The sequence below is a fragment of the Miniphocaeibacter sp. genome (genome assembly GCF_049276255.1).
GTDB lineage: Bacteria > Bacillota > Clostridia > Tissierellales > Peptoniphilaceae > Miniphocaeibacter.
Map to the genome: position 1 here is coordinate 68,563 of NZ_JBASWB010000073.1, position 22,840 is coordinate 91,402.

The window sequence follows — 22,840 nt, forward strand, 5'->3', positions numbered from 1 at the left end:
CTTGGAAGAAATAAATACTTTTGATTCGTTAAAAATAGGTTTAGCTTCCCCGGAAAAAATTAGACAATGGTCTTATGGAGAAGTAAAAAAACCGGAAACAATTAATTACAGAACATTAAAGCCAGAAAAAGAAGGATTATTTTGTGAAAAAATATTTGGTCCTACTAAAGACTGGGAATGTAACTGTGGAAAATATAAAAGAATAAGATATAAAGGCGTTATTTGTGAAAAATGTGGTGTTGAAGTAACAAAGTCCAAAGTTCGTCGAGAAAGAATAGGACATATTGAATTAGCTGCACCAGTTTCTCATATTTGGTATTTTAAAGGAATACCATCTAGAATGGGCTTACTTTTAGATATGAGCCCTAGAGCATTAGAAAAAATATTATATTTTGCAAGTTATGTTGTTATAGATGCAGGAGATACTGATTTATACAATAAACAATTACTAACAGAATATGAATATAATGAAGCTTGTGAAAAATATACAGAAGGTATAGATTTTAAAGCTGGAATGGGTGCTGAAGCAGTAAGAGAATTACTACTTTTAGTGGATTTAGAAAAGGAATATGAAGAATTAAAAGAGGATCTTGGTACTGCAACGGGACAAAAGAAAATAAGAATAGTAAGAAGATTGGAAGTAGTTGAAGCTTTCAGACAATCTGGTAATAAGCCAGAATGGATGATACTGGAAGCAGTTCCTGTAATTCCACCGGATTTAAGACCAATGGTTCAATTAGAAGGTGGAAGATTTGCAACTTCTGACTTAAATGATCTTTACAGAAGGGTAATTAATAGAAATAATAGATTAAAAAGACTTCTTGATATTGGAGCACCGGACATTATAGTAAGAAATGAAAAAAGAATGTTACAGGAAGCAGTAGATGCTCTAATTGATAATGGTAGAAGGGGAAAACCTGTTACAGGTCCAGGAAATAGACCGTTAAAGAGTTTATCTGATTTACTTAAGGGTAAAACTGGTAGATTTAGACAAAACCTATTAGGAAAAAGGGTTGACTATTCAGGACGTTCTGTAATTGTTGTTGGACCAAGTTTAAAATTCTATCAATGTGGTTTGCCTAAGAAAATGGCCCTTGAGCTATTTAAACCTTTTGTTATGAAGGAATTAGTACAAAGGGGTATTTCTCATAATATTAAAAATGCTAAGAAAATGGTAGAAAGAGAAAATGAAAAAGTATGGGATGTATTAGAGTCAGTAATTAAGGACCATCCTGTGCTATTAAATAGGGCACCTACTTTGCATAGATTGGGAATTCAAGCTTTTGAACCAGTATTAGTTGAAGGTAAGGCTATAAAACTTCATCCATTAGTATGTACTGCTTACAATGCAGATTTTGATGGAGACCAAATGGCTGTCCATTTACCATTATCGGTAGAAGCTCAAGCTGAAGCAAGATTATTAATGATGTCTACTAATAATATTTTAGCACCAAAAGATGGAAGACCTATTACAACTCCATCACAAGATATGGTTTTAGGTGCATATTATTTAACATCAGATGCAGAAGAATCTGATAATGTTAGAGTTTACCAAGACTATAATGAAATGATTAGGGCACATGAAAATAAAATTATATCCCTACATTCTAAAGTTAAGGTAAGAATAAAATGTTCTCCAGATGATAGGGGTAAACTAGTTGAATCTACAGTAGGAAGATTTATATTTAACGAAGGAATTCCTCAAGATTTAGGATACGTAGATAGAGAAGTTGATAAATATTCCTTAGAAGTTGATAAATTAGTAGATAAGAAAACCCTAGGGGATATAATTGATAGATGTTTTAGAAAACATGGAAATATTGGTACAGCAATAATACTTGACTATATTAAATCCATAGGATATAAATATTCAACTATAGCTGCTATAACAATATCCATGGGTGATATTGAAGTTCCGGAAGAAAAAGATGAGATTCTGGAAGAAGCGGACAAAGAAGTTTCTAAATATGAAAAATTATTAAGAAAAGGTCTTGTATCAGAAGATGAAAGATATGAATTTGTAATAGATATTTGGAATAAAGCTACAGACAATGTAACAGATGCTCTGTTAAAGGATTTAGATCCAAATAATAACCTAGCTATAATGGCTAATTCAGGAGCCAGAGGTTCAACTAATCAAATTAGACAGTTAGCTGGTATGCGTGGACTAATGAGTTCTGCAGCAGGTAGAACAATAGAAATTCCTATTAGGGCAAACTTTAGAGAGGGATTATCTGTGCAAGAATTCTTTATTTCAACTCATGGTTCTAGAAAGGGATTATCAGATACTGCTTTAAGAACAGCCGATTCAGGATATTTAACAAGACGTTTAGTTGATGTTTCACAGGATATAATAGTTAGGGAAGATGATTGTGGAACAGACAGATATGTACTAGCTAAAGACTTTACAGAAGGTAAAGAAGTTATAGAGGATATGGCTTCTAGAATTATTGGAAGAACAGCTTTTGAAGATATTTTAAATCTTGAAACTGGTGAATTAGTAGTTCAAAAAAATGAAATCATAACTGAAGATATAGCTGAAAAAATTAAAGAACTTGGTATTACAGAAGTTAAGGTAAGATCGGTATTAGGATGTAAACTAGACCATGGTGTATGTGCTAAGTGCTATGGACGTAACCTAGCTACTGGTAAACCTGTAAATATTGGAGAAGCTGTTGGAATTATTGCTGCCCAATCAATAGGTGAGCCAGGAACACAATTAACAATGAGAACTTTCCACTCTGGTGGTATTGCAGGAGTAGGAATTACTCAGGGTCTTCCAAGGGTTGAAGAGCTTTTTGAAGCAAGAAAGCCTAAGGGACTTGCCTATATTACAGAAATTGCAGGAACAGTTCAAATAGTAGATAATAAGAAAAGACATGATATTCTTGTAACTGGCGACGATGGTGAAGAAAAGATTTATGCTATACCATATGGGGCTAGAATAAGAGTAAAAGATGGTGAATATATTGAAAAAGGTGATTTACTAACAGAAGGTTCAGTAAATCCTCATGATATATTAGCTGTAAAAGGACCAGAAGGTGTTCAAGACTATATTACTAAAGAAGTTCAAAAAGTTTATAGGCTTCAAGGGGTAGATATAGACGACAAACATATTGAAATTATAATAAAACAGATGTTGTCAAAGGTAAAAATTGAAGATTCTGGCGATTCTGAATTCTTAGAAGGTAGTATGGTTAGCTTAAGAGAATTCGAAATAATAAATGAAAAATTAAATAATGAAGGAAAAGTTCCAGCTAGTGGTTCAAGAACCTTGTTAGGTATTACAAAAGCATCTTTAGCTACAGATTCATTTTTATCAGCAGCATCTTTCCAAGAAACTACAAGAGTTTTAACAGATGCAGCAATAAAAGGTAAGGAAGATCATCTTTTAGGATTAAAGGAAAATGTAATTATAGGTAAATTAATACCAGCAGGTACTGGCGTTAGAAAGTATAATAGTATAGATATTGATTATGAAGGAAAAGCTGAAGAAGAACCTGAAAATGAAGCAGATAGTGAAAATGAAGAATTATCTGATTTATTAGCAGTAGATTCAAAGGAACAGTAAATTAATAAAAAAAGCTGAGCAACTTTGCTCAGCTTTTTGTTAATTTGAAAAAGTTAGGAGTTCTATTATGTTAGAAATAAAATCACAAATTGAAAGAGCATTTGAATCATTAAAAGAGCAATGTAGTTTTGAAAAAGGAAAAGTTTTAGTAGTAGGTTGTAGCAGTAGTGAAATAATAGGTTCAAAAATAGGAACTAATTCTAGTTATGAAGTAGGAGAAACCGTTGCAAAAACATTAATAGATCTATGTGAAGAAAATAATATATATTTAGCTGCCCAGTGCTGCGAACATTTAAATAGAGCATTAGTAGTTGAAAAAGAAGTTGCAGAGAAATTTGGTTTTGAAGTAGTATCTGTAGTTCCTAAACCAAAAGCCGGAGGTTCTTTTGCAACAGCTAGCTATATTTTATTTAAAGAGCCTGTTGTTGTAGAATATATTAAGGCGGATTATGGTATGGATATTGGTTTAACTATGATAGGAATGCATATGAAACATGTATGTATACCTTTAAGACTTAATCCAAATACAATTGGGGAAACTATTGTAACTGGTGCTAAAAGAAGACCAAAATTAATTGGTGGAATAAGAGCTGAATATCTATAATTTTCCAAATATAACCATAGTAGATTATGGTATAATAGTGTAATGATTTACAGGAGTAAAAAATGGAAGATAATATTATAGAAATTAAAAACGTAAAATTTAAATATGAAGCAGAAGATGAAAATGATATAGTTTATGCTTTAAAAGGCATTAATATGAATATAAAAAGAGGAGAATTTATTGCTATATTAGGACATAACGGTTGTGGTAAATCCACCTTAGCAAAACTAATAAATGCACAAATGATTCCTAATGAAGGTGACATTATAGTAAATGGATTTAATACTAAAGAGGAAGAAAATATTTGGGATATAAGAAAGACCTGTGGTATGGTATTTCAAAATCCTGATAATCAAATTGTAGCTACAATTGTTGAAGAAGATGTTGCCTTCGGACCAGAAAACTTAGGTATACCAATGCCAGAATTAAGAGAAAGAGTTGATGATGCATTAAAAACTGTAGATATGTATGAGTATAAAATGCATTCACCTGCCCTTTTATCTGGAGGTCAAAAACAAAGAATAGCAATAGCAGGTATTTTAGCAATGAACCCAGATTGTATTCTTCTAGATGAGCCAACAGCAATGTTAGATCCTAATGGAAGAAAGGAAATTATTAATACTATAACTAGTTTAAATAATTCTGGTAAAACTATTATTCTTATAACACATTTTATGGAGGAGGCTATTTTAGCTGATAGAATTTTTGTTATGAATGAAGGGCTAGTTGAACTAGAAGGTGAAGCTAAAAAAGTTTTTTCAAATGTTAAAAAGATGAAAGAATTAGGCCTAGATGTACCACAGGTTACTGAATTAGCCTATGAGTTAAAAATAAATGGCTTCAATATTGAAAATGGAGTCTTGAATATTGATGATTTGGTGAGTGAAATATGCAAATAGAAATAAAAAACTTGTCATATGTATATAATGAAGAAAATCCGTTTTCAAAAGTTGCTATTGACAATATATCTTTAAATATTGGGGAAAGGGAATTTATAGGAATAATTGGTCATACAGGTAGTGGTAAATCTACTTTAGTACAACATTTAAATGCCCTTATAACCCCAACTTCTGGAAAGATTTATATTGATGGTGTAGATACAGAAGAAAAAAGTAAAAGTAAAATAGATATAAGAAAAAAAGTAGGACTTGTTTTTCAATATCCAGAATATCAATTATTTGAAGAAACAGTATACAAAGATATTGCCTTTGGACCGTCAAATATTGGATGCTCAGAAGAAGAAATAGAAGAAAGGGTTAAATGGGCTTGCGACTTAGTTAGACTTGATTATGAGGGGATTAAGGACAAATCTCCTTTTGAATTATCAGGTGGACAAAAAAGAAGAGTTGCTATTGCAGGAGTCTTAGCTATGAAACCACAGTGTTTGGTTTTAGATGAGCCAACAGCAGGTTTAGACCCAAGAGGTAGAGATGAAATATTAGATGAAATAAGACACCTATATGATAATGAAAATATTTCTATTATTTTGGTTTCCCATAGTATGGAAGACGTTGCTAGATTAGTTAATCGTATAATTGTAATGGATAAAGGGAAAATTTTTATGGATGGAACTCCAAAAGAAATCTTTGCAAAACCTGATAAGCTTACTTCTGTCGGTTTAGATGTTCCTCAAGTTACTGAATTTATGTTAAGGCTAAAGGATAAGGGCTTGGATATTCCTACAGATATAATTACTATTGAGGAAGCTTACGAGGTATTATCAAAGTATTTAAAGGAGAAAAATAATGATTAAGGATATTACAATTGGACAGTATTTTCCTGGAGATAGTATAATTCATAAACTAGATCCTAGAATTAAAATTCTAGCTGTAACAATTTATATTATAGCAATTTTTTTAATAAATAAAATATTTATCTATCTGCCTTTAGCTTTGTTAATATTATTGATTTTAAAAACAACTAAAATACCAATGAAATTTGTAATTAAGGGTTTAAAACCATTAAGGTTTATTATTATATTGACATTTTTAATTAATATATTTATGACTCAAGGAGAAGTTTTAACTAAGTTTTGGATTTTTACAATAACAAAAGAAGGTCTAAATACAGCTATATTTATGGCATTGAGATTGGTGTTTTTAGTTTTGGGAACTTCCTTGTTAACCTTAACAACTAGTCCTATTGCCTTAACCGATGGTTTAGAATCCATTATGAGACCCTTATCTAAAATTGGTTTTCCATCTCATCAACTAGCAATGATGATGACAATAGCTTTAAGATTTATACCTACTTTATTTGAAGAAGCAGATAAAATTATAAAATCTCAAACTGCTAGAGGGGCTGATTTTGAATCGGGAAATATAATAAAAAGAGCTAAGAATTTAGTGCCTTTATTGGTTCCACTTTTTATTAATTCCTTTAGAAGGGCAGATGAATTAGCTACTGCTATGGAAGCAAGATGTTATAGAGGTGGAGATGGACGAACAAGATTAAATGAACTTGTTTTTGTAAAAAGAGATTATATAGGTATGATTTTAATATTTTTATTTTTAGCAATTATTTTTGGAACAAGGTATATTTAATGAAAAATGTAAAATTAACTGTGCAATATGATGGAAGTAATTATTTTGGCTGGCAAAAGCAAAATGGCTATAAAACAGTTGAAGGGGAAATTGTAAAAGCGATTAAAAAACTTACAGGAAAAGATGTTATATTATCAACTGCCGGTAGGACAGATAAGGGAGTTCATGCTTTTGGTCAAGTAACAAATTTTTTTATAGATGATAAATTTACAACGGATAATATAAGAAGAGGTCTTAATACTTTTTTAGGAGAAGAATCTATACAAATTACAAATGTAGAGGAAGTAGAAGATTATTTTCATTCACGATTTAGTGCTAAGGGTAAACTTTATAGATATGTATTAAGCAACAATAGACTTATGCATCCAATGTATAGAAATTATAAGGGATATACACCATATAAATTAGATTTAGATAGAATAAGATATAGTTCAAAAATATTATTAGGACATCATAATTTTAGTTCATTTACTAATGCAAAAATAGATGAAGAGATAAATATGAATAGAACTTTAGATAAAATTGAAGTTAAGGAAGAAAAAGGAGATATAATCTTTTATTTTGAAGCAGAGAGCTTTTTAAGGAATATGGTAAGGATTATAGTAGGTTCTTTAATTGAGGTTGGCAGAGGAAAAAGGGATATAGACTGGTTGGAGAAGGCACTATTAAATGGTAATAGAATTAATGCTGGGCCTACAATATCACCAAACGGTTTATATCTTATGAAGGTATATTATTAAGTTAAAGCGTGGCTTTAGCTTTTTTGTTATATAATATATATGAGGAGATATTATGGACAAATATTTTTTAACAAAAGATTCTATTCAATTACGTTATAGAGAAGACTATATTTCAAATCCAATTGCTATTGTAATATTAGTTCATGGTTTTGCTGAACATATTGAAAGATACGACTATATAACAAAAAAATTAAATCAAAATAATATTTCAGTATTCAGATACGATGCAAGAGGACATGGTTTAAGTACAGGTAAAATGGGTGATATGAAATCATATAAAGAAATGGTTGATGATTTATATGAAATTGTTAGATTTGTAATAGATAATAATGAAAATATAAAAGTTTTTACATTGGGACATAGTATGGGAGGGAACATTTGCGCTAATTTTGGTATAAAATTTCCTAATACCCTAGCTGGACAGTTATTTTCAGGAGGAGCTTTTGGATATTTTTATGATGTTCCAAGAGTAAAAAAACAATTTTTAAAAATAGCCTCAAGACTTTTTTCCAGTCTTTATATAAATAATCCAGTAAGTGAAAATATTTCTTCAGATAAAAATGTAGTAGAAAGCTATAAAAATGATCCATTGGTTATAAATAAAGCTACCCTTAGATTTATGAGGGAGTTTACTATTAAAGCTTCTGAAAATATTTTTAACAATACATCAAAGTATTATTATCCTTGCTTTTTAGGTCATGGGGCAGAGGATAAAGTAATATCTAAAGAGGCAAGTAAAAGATTTTACAATGAAATTTCTTCATCAGATAAAACATTGAAAATATATAATCCTTTATATCATGAATTATTTAATGAGCCAGCAAAAGATATAGTAATAAAAGATTATGTTAACTGGATTAGACAAAGAGTTTAAAGGTAGATGAAATGTATAAAATATTTCTAGGAGCGTTAATTATTTACTTAAATCCATTATATATTAGTTCTAATAGGGATATTTTTTCTCTAATTATTAATATTTTAGGAATTACATTAATAGCTTTTGGATGTAAGGAAAAATTTAGTTATAAAAAGGAGTTTAAGTATTTTTTAAGTCTGTATATTTTAGTATTTATTATAATATCCTTTCAGGTTATTATAAAACTATTAAATATAGAAATAAGTGATATAGTAAACTCGATACTAAGGTTATTATTAATATTTACTCCCTTATATTTAATAAATCTAACATTAAATTTTATTAAAGAAGTGGATACTTATTTAAAAATTACTAATAAATTAATAATTACAAATGATATTATTATTATATTATTATTTTTATCAATAATTTTAAATTTATTTAATATTGAAGTTGATTATATTTTTACAATAGGAATATCCCTTTTAAAGATACTTTTTCTAATAAAATTTTATAAATTAACTATATATTACTAAAAGAAAGTTCTAAAACTTTCTTTTTTTATGTTAAAATTATTTAATATTATGAATGAATATATCAATTAATTATGATATACTAAGATATATTTGTAAATTAAGGGAGGATTGTTAGTAGTGATAAAAAGAAAAATAAAGGGCCTTTTTTCGCTTTCCTTTATTTTTGTATTACTTCTGTCTTTAGTAAGTCCGTTAACAGTAAGTAATGCAGAAACAACAGCGACAGAAGGGATCTTTAGAGTGGGAATGGAAGTGGACTACGCCCCATTTAACTGGACACAGCCAAATTCAGCAGATGATGCTGTTGAAGTGTCAAATAGTCCAGGAGAATATGCAAATGGTTATGATGTCCAAATGGCAAAGAAATTGGCAGATGGACTAGGATTAAAACTGGAAATAGTAAAAATAGAATGGGATGGTCTTGCTCCAGCGCTACAAAGTGGAAAGATAGATGCAATAATAGCGGGTATGTCACCTACAGCTGAGAGAAAAAAAGAAATTGATTTTTCAAATAATTACTATACTTCTGATTTAGTTATTGTTGTAAAGAAGGATAGTGAGTATGCTAATGCTAAATCTATTCAAGACTTTAAAGGTGCAAGAATTACAGGACAATTAAATACCTTTCATTATACTGTAATAGATCAGATTAAAGGTGTAAAGAAACAAAAGGCAATGGATAAGTTTTCTACCATGCTTTTAAGTACAGCAACGGGAAAAATAGACGGTTATGTATCAGAAAGACCGGGAGCCTTATCTGCTACAAGTAAAAATAAAGATTTAACCTATGTGGAATTTGAAAAAGGTAAGGGATTTGAAACAAGTTCTGAAGATACGTCTATAGCTGTAGGTATAAGAAAAGGTAGTGAATTAACTCCACAAATCAATGAAGTTCTTGCAGGAATATCAGAGGAAGAAAGACTTGAAATGATGGACGATGCCATATTACTTCAAGTTGAAGATGAAGATGTAGGATTTTTCACAGATATTAAAAATATCGCTTTAGAATATAAATCCTTAATTCTAAGTGGTGTTGGTACTACAATGTTGTTAGCACTTGTAGCAACTAGTATTGGTTTTATTATAGGATTAATTGTTGCAGTAATTAGAAATATTGAAACAAATAAAAGAAAAAATCCTTTTAAATATTACATAATGAAAATAGTGGACTTTCTACTAGCTTGTTATGTAGAAATATTTAGAGGAACACCAATGATGGTTCAGGCGATTTTAATTTATTATGGAATTCCATATCTTTTTGGAATAGATACTAAAGTTATGTTTACAGCTTTTCTAGTAGTATCAGTTAATACAGGTGCATATTTGTCAGAGGTTGTAAGAGGGGGAATAAACTCTATTGATGAAGGACAGTTTGAAGCATGTAAGGCAATAGGAATGACCCACTCACAAACAATGATAAATGTAGTACTTCCTCAGACTATTAAAAATATTATTCCATCAATAGGAAATGAATTTGTAATTAATATTAAGGATACTTCTGTATTATCAGTTATATCTGTTACAGAATTATTCTTTATAGGTAGATCTATTGGAGGAACTACTTATAAATACTTCCAAACCTATATAATAATAGCTATAATTTACTTTATACTTACATTTACAATTACTAGAATATTAAGATTAGTAGAAAAGAAAATGTTCGATAGTGCAAGTTTTGTAATGGAGTCTAGTACAGGAGGCGCAAATGTCAGAAAGAAATAAAATAATAGAAATAGTACATTTGAAAAAAAGCTTTGGAGATGTTGAAGTTTTAAAAGATATAGACTTGACTATTTCAGAAGGTGAAGTAGTATCTGTAATAGGCTCATCCGGTTCAGGAAAATCCACAATGTTAAGATGTATTAACCTACTAGAAGAACCAACAGGAGGAGATATTAAATTTCATGGTAAATCCATTATGGATGGAGAATTTAATGAAAATGAATATAGATCCAAGGTAGGAATGGTCTTTCAACAGTTTAATCTTTTTAATAATCTATCAATTTTAGATAATTGTGTTGTAGGTCAAGTAAAGGTTTTAAAAAGAGACCGCCAAGAAGCTGAAAAAATAGCTAAGGAATACTTGGAAAAAGTTGGTATGGCAGCCTATATAAATGCAAAGCCATCACAAATTTCCGGGGGACAAAAACAAAGGGTTGCAATAGCAAGAGCCTTGTCTATGAACCCTGAAGTGTTATTATTTGATGAGCCAACATCGGCTTTAGACCCTGAAATGGTTGGAGAAGTTTTAAATGTTATGGAATCTTTAGCAGAAGAAGGTATGACAATGGTTGTAGTTACCCATGAAATGGAATTTGCTAGAGATGTTTCTACAAGGGTATGTTTTATGGATAAGGGAGTTATAGCAGAAGAAGGTACTCCAAAAGAGTTATTTGAAAATCCTAAACACGAAAGAACCAAAGAATTTTTATCAAGATTTAGAAATGAAATTAAGTAAAACCAATAGATAGACTAAACCCCTAAATCCAACAAGGATTTTGGGGGTTTTTGTATATTTATAATTACTGATATAATGTAATTAAAATAGAGAGTAAAGAGGTAATTATGAAAAGACAATTTTTATTATTTGATTTAGATGGAACAATAATAGATTCCGGAGAAGGAATAAAGAATTCAATAAGATATTCCTTAAATAAAGTTGGAATAAATGAAAACAGAGAAGATGTATTAAATACTTTTATAGGGCCTCCTTTACTTGATTCCTATATGAAAAATTATGGATTTACTAGGGAAAAGGCCATAGAAGTAGTTAATATTTACAGGGAATACTATAAAAAACAAGGCGTATATGAAAATACATTATATGATGGAATAGTCGATGTAATTAAAAATTTAAAAGCACAAGATAATAAAATAATACTTGCTACATCTAAACCGGAAATTTTTGCAAGAGAAGTAATAAAGCAACATAGATTAACAGATTACTTTGATTTTATAGGTGGGGCCACCTTAGATCATAAAATATCCCATAAAAATGAGGTTTTACAATATATATTGGATAATATTAAAATCGAAAGGGAAAAATCTTTTATGATAGGTGATACTAAATTTGATATTTTAGGAGGAAGGAAATTTAATTTAAAAACCATAGGTGTAACCTATGGCTATGGTAGCTTAGAGGAATTAAAAGAATCTAAGGCTGATTATATAGTAAATACTCCAAAAGAAATACTAACTATTTTCTAAGGGGAATAAAATGATTCTATTTATGACAATTATAAAGAGCTAATTAAAATGATAAATTATAATAATTCTATATTAAGATAGATGTTTTAATGTTAAGTGTATATTTTAAAATAATAAAGATTCTATTGATTAATTTCAATAGAATTTTTTATTGTAATAAAATAAGGGAAAACAATTTTTTTATTTAGTTTTAACATTATCTTTATTAATCCAGTATATATTTATAAAAAATATAAGGAATATAATATTTGAAAAAATTTTTTAAATTTTTATTTAAAAGAATTAACATTTTCATTATATAAATTTTACAGACTTCATTTAGAATTAATACAGTTAAATATTTAATTAAATAATAATCGAAAGGGGAAAGTATGAAAAAAATTTTAAAAAAATCTATATTATTAATTTCTGTTTTAAATATAGGAATTGTTTCCTTAACAGCATGTGGCTCTTCTGATGCTAATATAAAAGACACTGAGGGCAAATCATCTGAAAGGGTTAAAATTGAATATTGGCATGTAAATGCTGATACTCAAGGAGGGAAAACTGTAAAAGAATTAGTTGAGGGTTTTAATAAATCTCAAGATGAAATTGAAGTAGTGGAAAAATATAATCCCGATATGTATAAGGGATTAATGCAAAATATGCAAGCTTCCATTGCATCTGGTATGTCTCCGGATATTGTTCAAGTAGGATGGGCTTTTTTAGATTATTTTTCTGAAAATTTTGAATATAGTGAACCACAGGAGATTATAGAAGAATTCGATAAGGAAAATTCATCTTTTCTAACAGATAATTTTCTACCAAATATTTTAGATTTAGCAAAGAACAAAGATGGAAAACAAGTAGGAATACCATATTCTTTAAGTTCTCCAGTGCTATATTTAAATAAGGATTTGTTAAAAGAAGCGGGTTTAGATGAAAATGGTCCTACTACTTGGGAAGAAATAAAAAATATTTCTAAGACCATTAAAGAAAAAACCGGAAAATATGGAATTTATATTCAAGAACCAATGGACAATTGGGCAACACAGGCAGTTTTAGAAAGTAATGGTGCTAAATTTATTACAGACGGGAAAGCTTCATTTGCATCAAAAGAAGGTAAAGAAGCTTATAGTCTTTGGGCGGATATGGTTTTAGAAGATGAAACTGCCTTAAATATAGGTTGGGAAGAAGGAATTCAAAGCTTTATTAGAGGGGATGTAGCAATGATTTATACAACTATAGCCCAAAGAAATAATATTCAAAGCAACTCTGATTTTGAGATTACAGCAATAGAATCTCCGTCATGGGAAGGTAAGGAAGCTCGTTTACCTGCAGGAGGAGCGATGCTTTCTATAACTTCTACTAATGATGAAAAGAAAGCTGCTTCTTGGGAGTTTATTAAATACTTATATAGTGTTGAAAATATGGCTAAATGGACAATAGGAACAGGCTATGTACCTCCTCGTAAATATGTAGCTGAATCAGAAGATGGTTTAAAGAAGTTTTTAGAAGAAAATACTATGATGAAACCGGCAATTGAACAAATGGATAAAGTTATTCCCTGGGTTTCTTTTCCAGGTAATTCCGGCTTAGAAGCAGAGCAAAAACTATTGGATATGAGAGATCAAATTTTAACTGGAAAAGTAGACGTTGATGAGGCTATGGATAAAACTCAAGAGGAAATAAATAAATTATTAGATTAATTATAAGGAGTCGATTTTATCGACTCCTATAAAGTGATGAAAGGATTGTTAATATTGATTAAAAATAAGAAACTTAATTTTAAGAAAAATGATATTAAATCTATAATTTATCTTGCTCCGTCTTTGTTGGTATTTATATTGTTTATGGTAATTCCTTTGTTGTATACAGTATATTTAAGTTTTTTTAAATGGAATATGGTTTCACCAGAAAAAGAATTTGTAGGCTTAGAAAACTATATATCAATTTTTCAAAATAAGGAGAATTATAGAATAATTTTAAATTCTCTTTTATATATTGTTCTTTTAACTATTTTTTGTTGTGTTGTTCCATATATACTTTCATTTGTTTTGGAACAGATTATAAGTAAATTTAAGAACATATATAAATCTTTAATATTTATTCCATCGGTGATTTCATTAGTAGTGGCTTCTATACTATTTACATGGATTTTAAATCCTGTATCAGGACCACTATCTATTATCTTAGGTAAAGTAGGACTTAGTATTCCGTTTTGGAGTAAAATGGAAGGCTGGGTAATAGTTGTAATAAGTTTAATAACATCATGGAAGGTGTTTGGATATAATTTTATTGTTTTATATGCATCAATTGCTGGTATTTCAAGAGAATTAATAGAAGCGGCAAAATTAGATAATTTATCTAATACAAAAATCTTTTTAAAGATTATTTTACCAATGAGTAGTGCAACGGGAGTATATATTTTTATTATAACAATAGTTCAGGGAGTTCAATATGTATTTACACCTATTAAGGTAATAACTCAGGGAGGTCCAGATAATGCAAGTTCAAACTTAATATATAGTTCCTATCAGCAGGCCTTTGAAATGTATAATACAGGAAGTTCTTCAGCACTGTCAGTTATAACTATGATAATATTTGCAGTATTACTTATTCTTGAATTTAAATTTGTAGAAAAAGGAGTTTATTATGAAAACTAAAAACAAGAAAAATATAGTTTGGCATATTATTTTTATTCTAATAATTATAATATCTTTATATCCTATTATATTTTCAATAAGTAATTCCTTTAAACCCCTTAAAGATGCCTACCATACTATTTTAGATATTATTCCTAAAAAAATAACCTTGGAAAATTATAAGTATTTATTTGAATCTTTACCAATTTTTAAGATTACATTTAATACATTTATTGCTGCAACAGCAATAACATTAATAAAGCTATTTATTTCTTTTTTTGCCTCATATGCAATAGTATATGGTACTTTTAAAGGGAAAAGATTACTTTATTTTATATTCATAGGAACAATGTTTGTTCCATTTACCGTAACAATGATTCCAAATTATTTGATTATATCAAAGCTTGGCTTAATAGATAAAATATGGGGAATTATACTGCCGCAATTAGCAGATGCAATGGGGATATTTTTACTAACACAGACAATGCGTTCAATACCAAAGAGCTTAATAGAAGTTGCAAAACTGGATAATTTAAACGATAGAACTATAATGAGGGGAATTGTATTTCCACTGAGTAAACATGCAGTTTATTCAACGGGAATTTGGTTTTTTATAACTGCCTGGAATGAATATGTATGGCCTGTTTTAGTGTTAAAAACTACAGAAAATTATACATTACCACTAGCATTACAGAATTTTATAAGTTCAGAAGGCGGAACTAATTTTTCAGTTGCAATGGCTGTTTCTGTAATAGCAATGATATTACCGTTAGCATTGTATCTAGTATTTCAAAAATATATAATAGGAACTTTTGTATCAGCAGGAGTTAAGTAGGAGTAAAAATGAAAGAAATATTGTTAAAAAATGTATATAAATCATATAAGGACACGCCAGTTATAGAAAATTTGAATTTAGAAATAAAAGAAGGCGAAAGACTGGTATTATTAGGACCTTCTGGATGTGGGAAATCAACAATATTGCGTATGATAGCAGGTTTAGAAACAATATCTTCAGGAGAATTGTATTTAAATGGGAAAAATGCTACTAATATGCAAAGTGGACATAGAAATATTGCTATGGTTTTTCAGAATTATGCACTTTATCCAAATATGACTGTTTCAGAAAATATTACCTTTGGACTAAAAGCCAGTAAAATAGACAAGGAAGAGGTAAATCGACGATTAGAAAAAGTGTTAGATATGTTAGATTTAAAAAAATATAAAGATAGGTTACCTAAAGAACTTTCAGGAGGACAAAGGCAAAGAGTTGCTTTAGCTCGTTCAGTAGTAAAAAGATCAAATTACTTTTTATTAGATGAGCCATTGTCTAATTTAGATGTAACATTACGTCATAACGCTAGAAAACAACTAATTAAAATACACGAAATGTATAAACATACATTTGTTTATGTTACTCATGATCAAGTAGAAGCTATGACAATAGGTCATAGAATAGCTTTATTAAATGAGGGTAAAATCCAAATGATAGATACTCCGGAAAAAGTATATAATTATCCTAGTAATATATTTACTGCTTCATTTATTGGAAATCCTAAAATGAATTTGAAAAAAATAAAATTGGAGAAGAACAGGGTAATTATTAAAAAACAAAGTATATTAATTAATGATGTTTGGGAAGAGGTATTAAAGAAAAACAATAATTCTAATTTAATCGTAGGAACTCGTCCGGAACATTTAAAAATTTCAAAAGAAAAAGTAGATAATTCAATTTTTGGAGTTATTAAATTTATAGAAAATCTTGGTCCCAACTATGCCATAGTAGTTGATGTAGATGGTGATGAGTGGATAGTTTTAGATGATTATAAAAATTGGGAAATAGGAAATAAAGTTAGTATTTCCTTTAATGACTATAAATTACATTTTTTTAATGAAAATACTGAAAACAACATAGGTTATCCAAAGGAAGTGGAAAATTATGACAATTTATATAAGCACTAATATTTATGCTAAAACCTCTTTTTTAAATATATTTAAACTTTTTAAAATGGTAGATAATGAATTTCAAATAGGCATAGAGATATTTCCAATTTTAAAAGAAGGAAAAATTATAGAAGAAATAACAGAATCTATTGATGAATTAAAAAAATATGCAATAAGTTTTCATGGACCATATTATAATATAGAGCATAGTGCACCTAAAGGCAGTTTAGAATATAAGAAGGCAATTAATGATTGTATAGAGGTCTTTAAGTTAGGAAAAATATTAAGGGGAAAGTATTTTGTATTTCATCATAACAATAAAGTAGTAAATGCAGATGTAAAAGAAGAGATGATTTATAATTCAAGACTTAATTTATTAGAATTAAATGAAATTAGCAAGGAATACAACATCTCAATATATGTTGAGAATGCAGGAGTTAATTCTATAGGAAATAATCTATTTACAGAAAAAGAGTTTATAGAAGAATGCTTAAAAATAGAAAATTATATTCTAATAGATATAGGGCACATAAATGCTAATGGTTGGGATTTAGAAAATATAATAAAAACATTACAAAATAAAATAAAAGCTTATCATGTTCATAATAATAATGGGTTTGATGATAATCACGACAGAATTTTAAATGGAACTTTGGACTTTAATAACTTTAAGAAACTATATAAAAAGTATACCCCAGAAGCTGATATAGTTATAGAATACGGTGAGGTTGTTTCTGAAGATTTTAATGGCGTAGTTCAGGATATAGAATTTATAAAGAAAAATTTTGACCTATAATAGTATAGTAAATATTTCGACAACTTATGGATTAATAGTTTTAGTATAAGAATAAAATATAAGCCTAATTATTACTTAAGTGAACTAAGGAAAAAAAATCTTGTAAAAATTATATATAACTAGAATATAACTTTCTTTTCACTAGGCTTTAACTTGTTGATAAACTAAGTATATGGTATAATTATTTATAATTTCATATTAGCGATGAAAGGAAGTAGTATATAATTTTTCAAGCATAGAGAGTTTGCGGCTGGTGTAAGCAAATATTGAATATTATAGAATCCGTCCTGGAGCTAAAGGCCTATAAGTGACGATATTTTATCGTAATTAGGGTGGCAACGCGGGTATTACTCGTCCCTTTTATTAAGGGATGAGTTTTTTTATTTTATAATAAAATTATACCTGTAATAAAAGAATAATTAACTAGTAGATTTTCTTAAATCTATATTTTATAGTAGTGGCGTGGCTATTTAAAATACAAGGAGGAATTATGTTAGATATTAGAAGATTAAGAGCAGACAAAGAGGGAGTTTTAAAAGCTTTAGAAAAAAGACATGGGGATTTTCCGATAGATAAACTTTTAGAAGTTGATGAAAAAAGAAGAAACACCATTAAACAAGTTGAAGAAATGAAGGCTGAGCAAAACAAAATCTCTAAACAGGTTCCAGTATTGAAAAAAGAAGGAAAAGATACTACAGAAGTTTTTGCTCAAATGAAGGAATTATCAAATAAAGTTAAGGAATTAGATGAAGAAGTAAGAAAATATGATGATGAAATATATAATTATTTAGCAAATATTCCTAACACTCCAGCTGATGAAGTACCAGAAGGAGAAGATGATTCAGACAATGTTGAAATCAGAAAATGGGGAGAACCTACTAAATTTGATTTTGAACCTAAAGCCCATTGGGATTTAGGAGTGGATTTAGATATATTGGACTTTGAAAGAGGAACTAAAATTTCAGGTTCAAGATTTTCTGTATTTAAAGGTTTAGGAGCAAGACTTGAAAGATCAATAATAAACTTTATGCTTGATTTACATACGATAGATCAAACATATGAAGAAGTTTGGGTTCCTGTAATGATGAATAGAAGAGCCATGTTTGGAACAGGACAATTACCAAAATTTGAAGAGGATATGTTCTATGTTCCACAAAAAGATCTTTTCTTAGCACCAACAGCAGAAGTACCAGTTACAAATTTATTTATGGATGAGATAATTGATGGAGCAAGATTGCCTATTCATTATACTGCTTATTCACCTTGTTTTAGAGCAGAAGCAGGTTCAGCAGGAAGAGATACAAGGGGATTAATTAGAAACCATCAATTTGATAAGGTGGAGTTAGTTAAATTTACAGATCAGGAAACAAGTTTTGATGAATTGGAAAAATTAACAAATGATGCTGAAGAAGTACTACAAAAATTAAATATACCTTATAGAGTAGTAATATTATCTTCAGGGGATTTAGGATTTTCTTCTGCAAAAACTTACGATATAGAAGTTTGGATGCCAAGCTACAATAGATATGTAGAAATTTCTTCATGTAGTAACTTCTTGGACTTCCAAGCAAGAAGAGCAAATATAAAATATAGGGATGAAAATGGAAAAGTTAAATTTGCTCATACTTTAAATGGTTCAGGTTTAGCAGTAGGAAGAACATTAGCTGCCATACTTGAAAACTGTCAAAATGCTGATGGTACAATAACAATTCCAGAAGTTTTAAGACCTTATATGAATGGTGTAGAAAAAATAGAAAAGAAATAGTATTTAATTAATAGGGTAGATTATAGGTCTATCCTATTAATTTGTTTAAAAACCAATTATAATAAAGTTAGGGAAATTTTGTATATTATAATTTTAAAAATATTTTTCTAATATTACAATATGCTAACAAAGTTTAATATACATTTTCTTTATTGTATAATAACTATGAGGTGGGATATGAAAAAGAAAAAACAACTATTTGCTTTTATTTTGACACTTGTATTAATTTTTTCAAATATATCATTTGCAGCAATACCAGGTTTTGAAGATTCTACTAAGGGTTACATAATTGCTGAATTTGATAGTGATACAATAATTTCATCTTATAATGAAGATGAGGTAGTATCTATTGCTAGTATTACAAAACTTATGACATATATTTTAACAAAGGAAGCAATAGAAAAAGGAAGCTTAAATTTAACCGATTCTATTACGGTAACAGAAGATATTGCTGCTATTGGAGGCTCTTCACTATCCCTAGCGACAGATCAAAGTGTAACAATAGAACAATTGTTAAAGGGTTTAATAATTGTTTCTGGCAATGATGCGGCCTATGCATTAGCAAAAACCGTTGGAGGCTCTGAAGAAGAATTTACTAGGTCCATGAATGAAAAAGCTAAAGAAATAGGCTTGGAAAAAGCTAATTTTGTTAACGCATCAGGACTTCCAGATTCAAATACAAAGGAAGAAAACACAATGACAGTAAGAGATGTTTATAGACTGTCTAGGTATGTTTTAGAAACCTACCCTGAAATTTTAGAGCTTACATCAACAAAAGTTTTAGAAATTCCTGAATTACAAGTAAGTAAACAAAGTACAATACCACTACTAGGAGAAATTGCAGGGATAGATGGATTAAAAACAGGAACTACAGACGCAGCGGGCTATTGTTTAGTTTCTACATTTAAACCAATTTCCAACGAAACATTAAAAGAACATAGATTTATTTCTATTTTAATGGGAGCTAACTCCAATGATGATAGAAGAAACATTGCTGAAATTATATTCAACTATATAAATGGAAATTATGTATATGGTAAAGTAGTAGATGAAAATGAAGTTTATAGAGAATTAAAAATTAATAGCATAGATTCAGGAGTAGTAGAAGTTTATCCTAAGCAAACTAGAGATATTTTATATGATAAAACTGAAGGACTGACTATAACAGGAGATATAAATATAGAGGTAACTGGACCTTTAAAATCAGGGGATAAGGTTGGAGTATTGTCAATTAGGGGAAATGATGGTAAAGTATATGATGTTGATTTAATTGTCAAAGAGGATTATAATAAAGCAGGGTTTGGTACAAGAGTGAAAAGAATGTTTTCAGATATTTATGAAAATACAAGATTGTATTTAAACTTTTAAATCAATATGCCCCCATAATTAAGCTGGATATAATACTCCCCTCCTAAGGGAGATTCACTGGTTCGAGTCCGGTTGGGGGTGCCATAAAGTCGAAAATCTTAAAGATTTTCGACTTTTAATTTTATTAATAGAATTTATTGGGTAAAAATTTAATGTACGTATATATATAATTAATCTATAGGAGGATAAAATGAAAAAATTAGGAATATTTGTTGGAAGTTTAAGAGAAGGATCTTATTCAAAGAAAACTGCAAAAGTAATTGCGAAACAATTAGAAAATGATTTTGAAGTATCTTTTATAAATATAAGAAACTTGCAATTTTATGACGAAGATTTGGAACAAGAGGGAAAAGTACCTGCTGAATGGACTAAGTTTAGAGATGAAGTAAAGGAAATGGATGCATTTTTATTTGTAACTCCAGAGTATAACCGATCTGTACCAGCTGTATTAAAAAATGCTTTAGATGTTGGATCTAGACCTTATGGTTCTAGTGTTTGGGATGGTAAACCAGGGGCTATAGTTTCTACTTCAACAGGTGCTATTGGAGGTTTTGGAGCTAATCATCATTTAAGACAAAGTATGACATTTTTAAATGTATATATGATGCAACAACCAGAAATATATTTAGGAGATTCAGGGGCTTGTTTTAATGATGAAGGTCAGGTTGTTGAAAGAACTGAAAAATATTTAAATAAATTTTCCCAAGCTTTTAAAACTTGGGTTAATAAGTTTAATTAATAAAATAAGGAATTAGTTGTTGAATCCCCTTGTCAAATAGTAGGACAAGGGGGTTTTTATGTAAAATATAGTTAGAATTTAAAAAAAATGAAAATTTAAAAAGAACTATGAAATAAATTCAATATTATAAATTTTTGATTTATAAGTTGGATATTGTATAACTTTGAAATAATAAGAACATATAAACAACATAAGTTCTTAACATAATATCTATGCATTGGTATATTATCAATTAAATATATCTTTGAAAAAAATTGTAGTATATTCTATACTTAAAACAATATGAGTAAGTACAGAGGTGATAGAAAATGAAGAGAAAGGCATTTGTTCTTGTATCTATTTTAATATGTTCTATATTTTTAAATTTTACATATGCAAATGCTAATGGGCTTAATGAAAATTCTAGGAAAATTCTTAAAGAAGGAAAATGGAAAAATTCTAAATGGGAATATTATGATAATGGAGAAATCGTTTTTTATTTAGGAGCTCTTTCAACTGTTGAAGAAGCGCCTTGGAATAATGGTGATTTAAATAAAGATGATATTAGAATTATAAATTTTTCAGCTAAATCAAAAGCTCCGATAGATATGTCATATTTATTTAGTGGTTTTGAAAACTTAAAAGAAATAAACAATTTAAAAAATTTAGATGTAAAAGAAACCACTAATATGTCTCATTTATTTGATGGAGTTAAGGTTAAGGAAATAGATATTTCTAGGTGGAAAACTGGATATTTAAAGGATACTTCTTATATGTTTTCCAATATAAAGAATATTGAAAAGCTAGATGTATCAAATCTTCATACTAATAATGTTACTAATATGAGCTATATGTTTGCTGATTCTAATTTTGAAGAAATAGACTTATCTAATTTTAATACAGGTAAAGTTAAAGACCTCAATAATATTTTTCTGAATACTCCTTATTTAAATAAATTAGTACTAGGAACAACCTTTAGATTTAAAGGTAATACAGGGTTAGAAAAAGGAATAAATCCTTACACTGATAGTTGGAAAGGATTGGAAAAAGAATTTTTATATCCATCAACAGAGGAATTCATAAAAAAATATGATGGAAATAAACCTGATACATATTGTAGAGTTTTAGAAAAATATAAGGTTGAGTTTAATAATAGTTTTGGTAAGATTTTAGATAGTCAAGAAGTTGAATATGGTAGTAAATTAAATAAAATTGAAAACCCTGAAAGAGAAGGTTATAAATTTACATATTGGTCAACAGATAAAGAAGGTGTTAATGAATTTGATTTTGAAACACCTATAAGTAAAAATACTACTTTATATGCCCAATGGGAAAAGGGCATGGATGTATATAAAGTTACCTATGATGGTAATGGAGCTACATCAGGAGAAGTTCCTACTGATAACATCGATTATGGTCATGGAAGTCTTGTTACAGTAAAGGGAAACATAGGTAATTTAGTAAGAAATGATTATATATTTGATGGTTGGGCTAAGGATCCATTGGGAAATGATACAGTAGAAGATACTTTCATAATAACAGAAGATACAACTCTTTATGCTCAATGGGTT

At 28.9% G+C, this 22,840-nt stretch carries 20 protein-coding genes, 1 tRNA gene and 1 other annotated feature; all 21 genes read left to right on the forward strand.

What is annotated here, in order from left to right:
* Nucleotide 1: 1 nt before the first annotated feature.
* Nucleotides 2-3,571 (forward strand): DNA-directed RNA polymerase subunit beta', encoded by a 3,570-nt coding sequence (gene rpoC, locus WAO56_RS10110; RefSeq protein WP_422144880.1) that lies wholly within the window; start codon nucleotides 2-4, stop codon nucleotides 3,569-3,571.
* 67 nt (nucleotides 3,572-3,638) lie between these two features.
* Complete coding sequence (locus tag WAO56_RS10115; protein WP_422144881.1) at nucleotides 3,639-4,175, forward strand: TIGR01440 family protein; 537 nt, start codon at nucleotides 3,639-3,641, stop codon at nucleotides 4,173-4,175.
* A 62-nt stretch (nucleotides 4,176-4,237) separates the two neighbouring features.
* Entirely contained in the window at nucleotides 4,238-5,074 is an 837-nt protein-coding gene (locus WAO56_RS10120; protein WP_422144882.1) for an energy-coupling factor transporter ATPase, read from the forward strand.
* The gene (locus WAO56_RS10125; RefSeq protein WP_422144883.1) at nucleotides 5,065-5,928 is read left to right on the forward strand and encodes an energy-coupling factor transporter ATPase; all 864 of its coding nucleotides are present in this window, start codon (nucleotides 5,065-5,067) and stop codon (nucleotides 5,926-5,928) included. Before WAO56_RS10120 ends, WAO56_RS10125 begins: the two co-directional genes overlap by 10 nt.
* Nucleotides 5,921-6,718, forward strand: a complete 798-nt coding sequence (locus tag WAO56_RS10130; protein WP_422144884.1) for an energy-coupling factor transporter transmembrane component T family protein — start codon at nucleotides 5,921-5,923, stop codon at nucleotides 6,716-6,718. The genes WAO56_RS10125 and WAO56_RS10130 overlap by 8 nt, the downstream gene beginning before the upstream one ends.
* Nucleotides 6,718-7,458, forward strand: a complete 741-nt coding sequence (gene truA / locus WAO56_RS10135) for a tRNA pseudouridine(38-40) synthase TruA (protein ID WP_422144885.1) — start codon at nucleotides 6,718-6,720, stop codon at nucleotides 7,456-7,458. The genes WAO56_RS10130 and truA overlap by 1 nt, the downstream gene beginning before the upstream one ends.
* A gap of 52 nt (nucleotides 7,459-7,510) precedes the next feature.
* Nucleotides 7,511-8,332 (forward strand): alpha/beta hydrolase, encoded by an 822-nt coding sequence (locus WAO56_RS10140; protein WP_422144886.1) that lies wholly within the window; start codon nucleotides 7,511-7,513, stop codon nucleotides 8,330-8,332.
* A gap of 11 nt (nucleotides 8,333-8,343) precedes the next feature.
* Entirely contained in the window at nucleotides 8,344-8,850 is a 507-nt protein-coding gene (locus WAO56_RS10145) for a hypothetical protein (RefSeq protein ID WP_422144887.1), read from the forward strand.
* A 120-nt stretch (nucleotides 8,851-8,970) separates the two neighbouring features.
* Nucleotides 8,971-10,572 (forward strand): ABC transporter permease subunit, encoded by a 1,602-nt coding sequence (locus tag WAO56_RS10150; protein ID WP_422144899.1) that lies wholly within the window; start codon nucleotides 8,971-8,973, stop codon nucleotides 10,570-10,572.
* Nucleotides 10,556-11,308, forward strand: coding sequence for an amino acid ABC transporter ATP-binding protein (locus WAO56_RS10155; protein ID WP_422144888.1), 753 nt, complete (start codon nucleotides 10,556-10,558; stop codon nucleotides 11,306-11,308). The genes WAO56_RS10150 and WAO56_RS10155 overlap by 17 nt, the downstream gene beginning before the upstream one ends.
* 107 nt (nucleotides 11,309-11,415) lie before the next feature.
* Nucleotides 11,416-12,057, forward strand: coding sequence for an HAD-IA family hydrolase (locus tag WAO56_RS10160; RefSeq protein ID WP_422144889.1), 642 nt, complete (start codon nucleotides 11,416-11,418; stop codon nucleotides 12,055-12,057).
* A 371-nt stretch (nucleotides 12,058-12,428) separates the two neighbouring features.
* The gene (locus WAO56_RS10165; protein ID WP_422144890.1) at nucleotides 12,429-13,745 is read left to right on the forward strand and encodes an ABC transporter substrate-binding protein; all 1,317 of its coding nucleotides are present in this window, start codon (nucleotides 12,429-12,431) and stop codon (nucleotides 13,743-13,745) included.
* A 123-nt stretch (nucleotides 13,746-13,868) separates the two neighbouring features.
* Entirely contained in the window at nucleotides 13,869-14,702 is an 834-nt protein-coding gene (locus WAO56_RS10170; protein WP_422146353.1) for a carbohydrate ABC transporter permease, read from the forward strand.
* Nucleotides 14,692-15,516 carry a carbohydrate ABC transporter permease gene (locus WAO56_RS10175; protein WP_422144892.1) on the forward strand — a complete coding sequence of 275 codons (825 nt, stop codon included), beginning with the start codon at nucleotides 14,692-14,694 and terminating at the stop codon, nucleotides 15,514-15,516. The genes WAO56_RS10170 and WAO56_RS10175 overlap by 11 nt, the downstream gene beginning before the upstream one ends.
* 8 nt (nucleotides 15,517-15,524) lie before the next feature.
* Entirely contained in the window at nucleotides 15,525-16,640 is a 1,116-nt protein-coding gene (locus WAO56_RS10180) for an ABC transporter ATP-binding protein (protein ID WP_422144893.1), read from the forward strand.
* A gap of 46 nt (nucleotides 16,641-16,686) precedes the next feature.
* Nucleotides 16,687-17,418, forward strand: coding sequence for a sugar phosphate isomerase/epimerase family protein (locus WAO56_RS10185; RefSeq protein ID WP_422146354.1), 732 nt, complete (start codon nucleotides 16,687-16,689; stop codon nucleotides 17,416-17,418).
* A gap of 195 nt (nucleotides 17,419-17,613) precedes the next feature.
* Nucleotides 17,614-17,780 (forward strand) — a binding site (T-box leader).
* A gap of 128 nt (nucleotides 17,781-17,908) precedes the next feature.
* On the forward strand, nucleotides 17,909-19,183 hold the full coding sequence (gene serS, locus WAO56_RS10190; RefSeq protein ID WP_422144895.1) for a serine--tRNA ligase: 1,275 nt from the start codon (nucleotides 17,909-17,911) through the stop codon (nucleotides 19,181-19,183).
* A gap of 177 nt (nucleotides 19,184-19,360) precedes the next feature.
* Nucleotides 19,361-20,551, forward strand: coding sequence for a D-alanyl-D-alanine carboxypeptidase family protein (locus tag WAO56_RS10195; RefSeq protein WP_422144896.1), 1,191 nt, complete (start codon nucleotides 19,361-19,363; stop codon nucleotides 20,549-20,551).
* Nucleotides 20,552-20,559: 8 nt separating this feature from the next.
* Nucleotides 20,560-20,635: transfer RNA gene (locus WAO56_RS10200), tRNA-Arg, on the forward strand.
* A 106-nt stretch (nucleotides 20,636-20,741) separates the two neighbouring features.
* On the forward strand, nucleotides 20,742-21,290 hold the full coding sequence (locus tag WAO56_RS10205) for an NADPH-dependent FMN reductase (RefSeq protein WP_422144897.1): 549 nt from the start codon (nucleotides 20,742-20,744) through the stop codon (nucleotides 21,288-21,290).
* Nucleotides 21,291-21,598: 308 nt separating this feature from the next.
* Nucleotides 21,599-22,840: InlB B-repeat-containing protein (locus WAO56_RS10210; protein WP_422144898.1), on the forward strand; the 1,242-nt coding region annotated here is incomplete at its 3' end.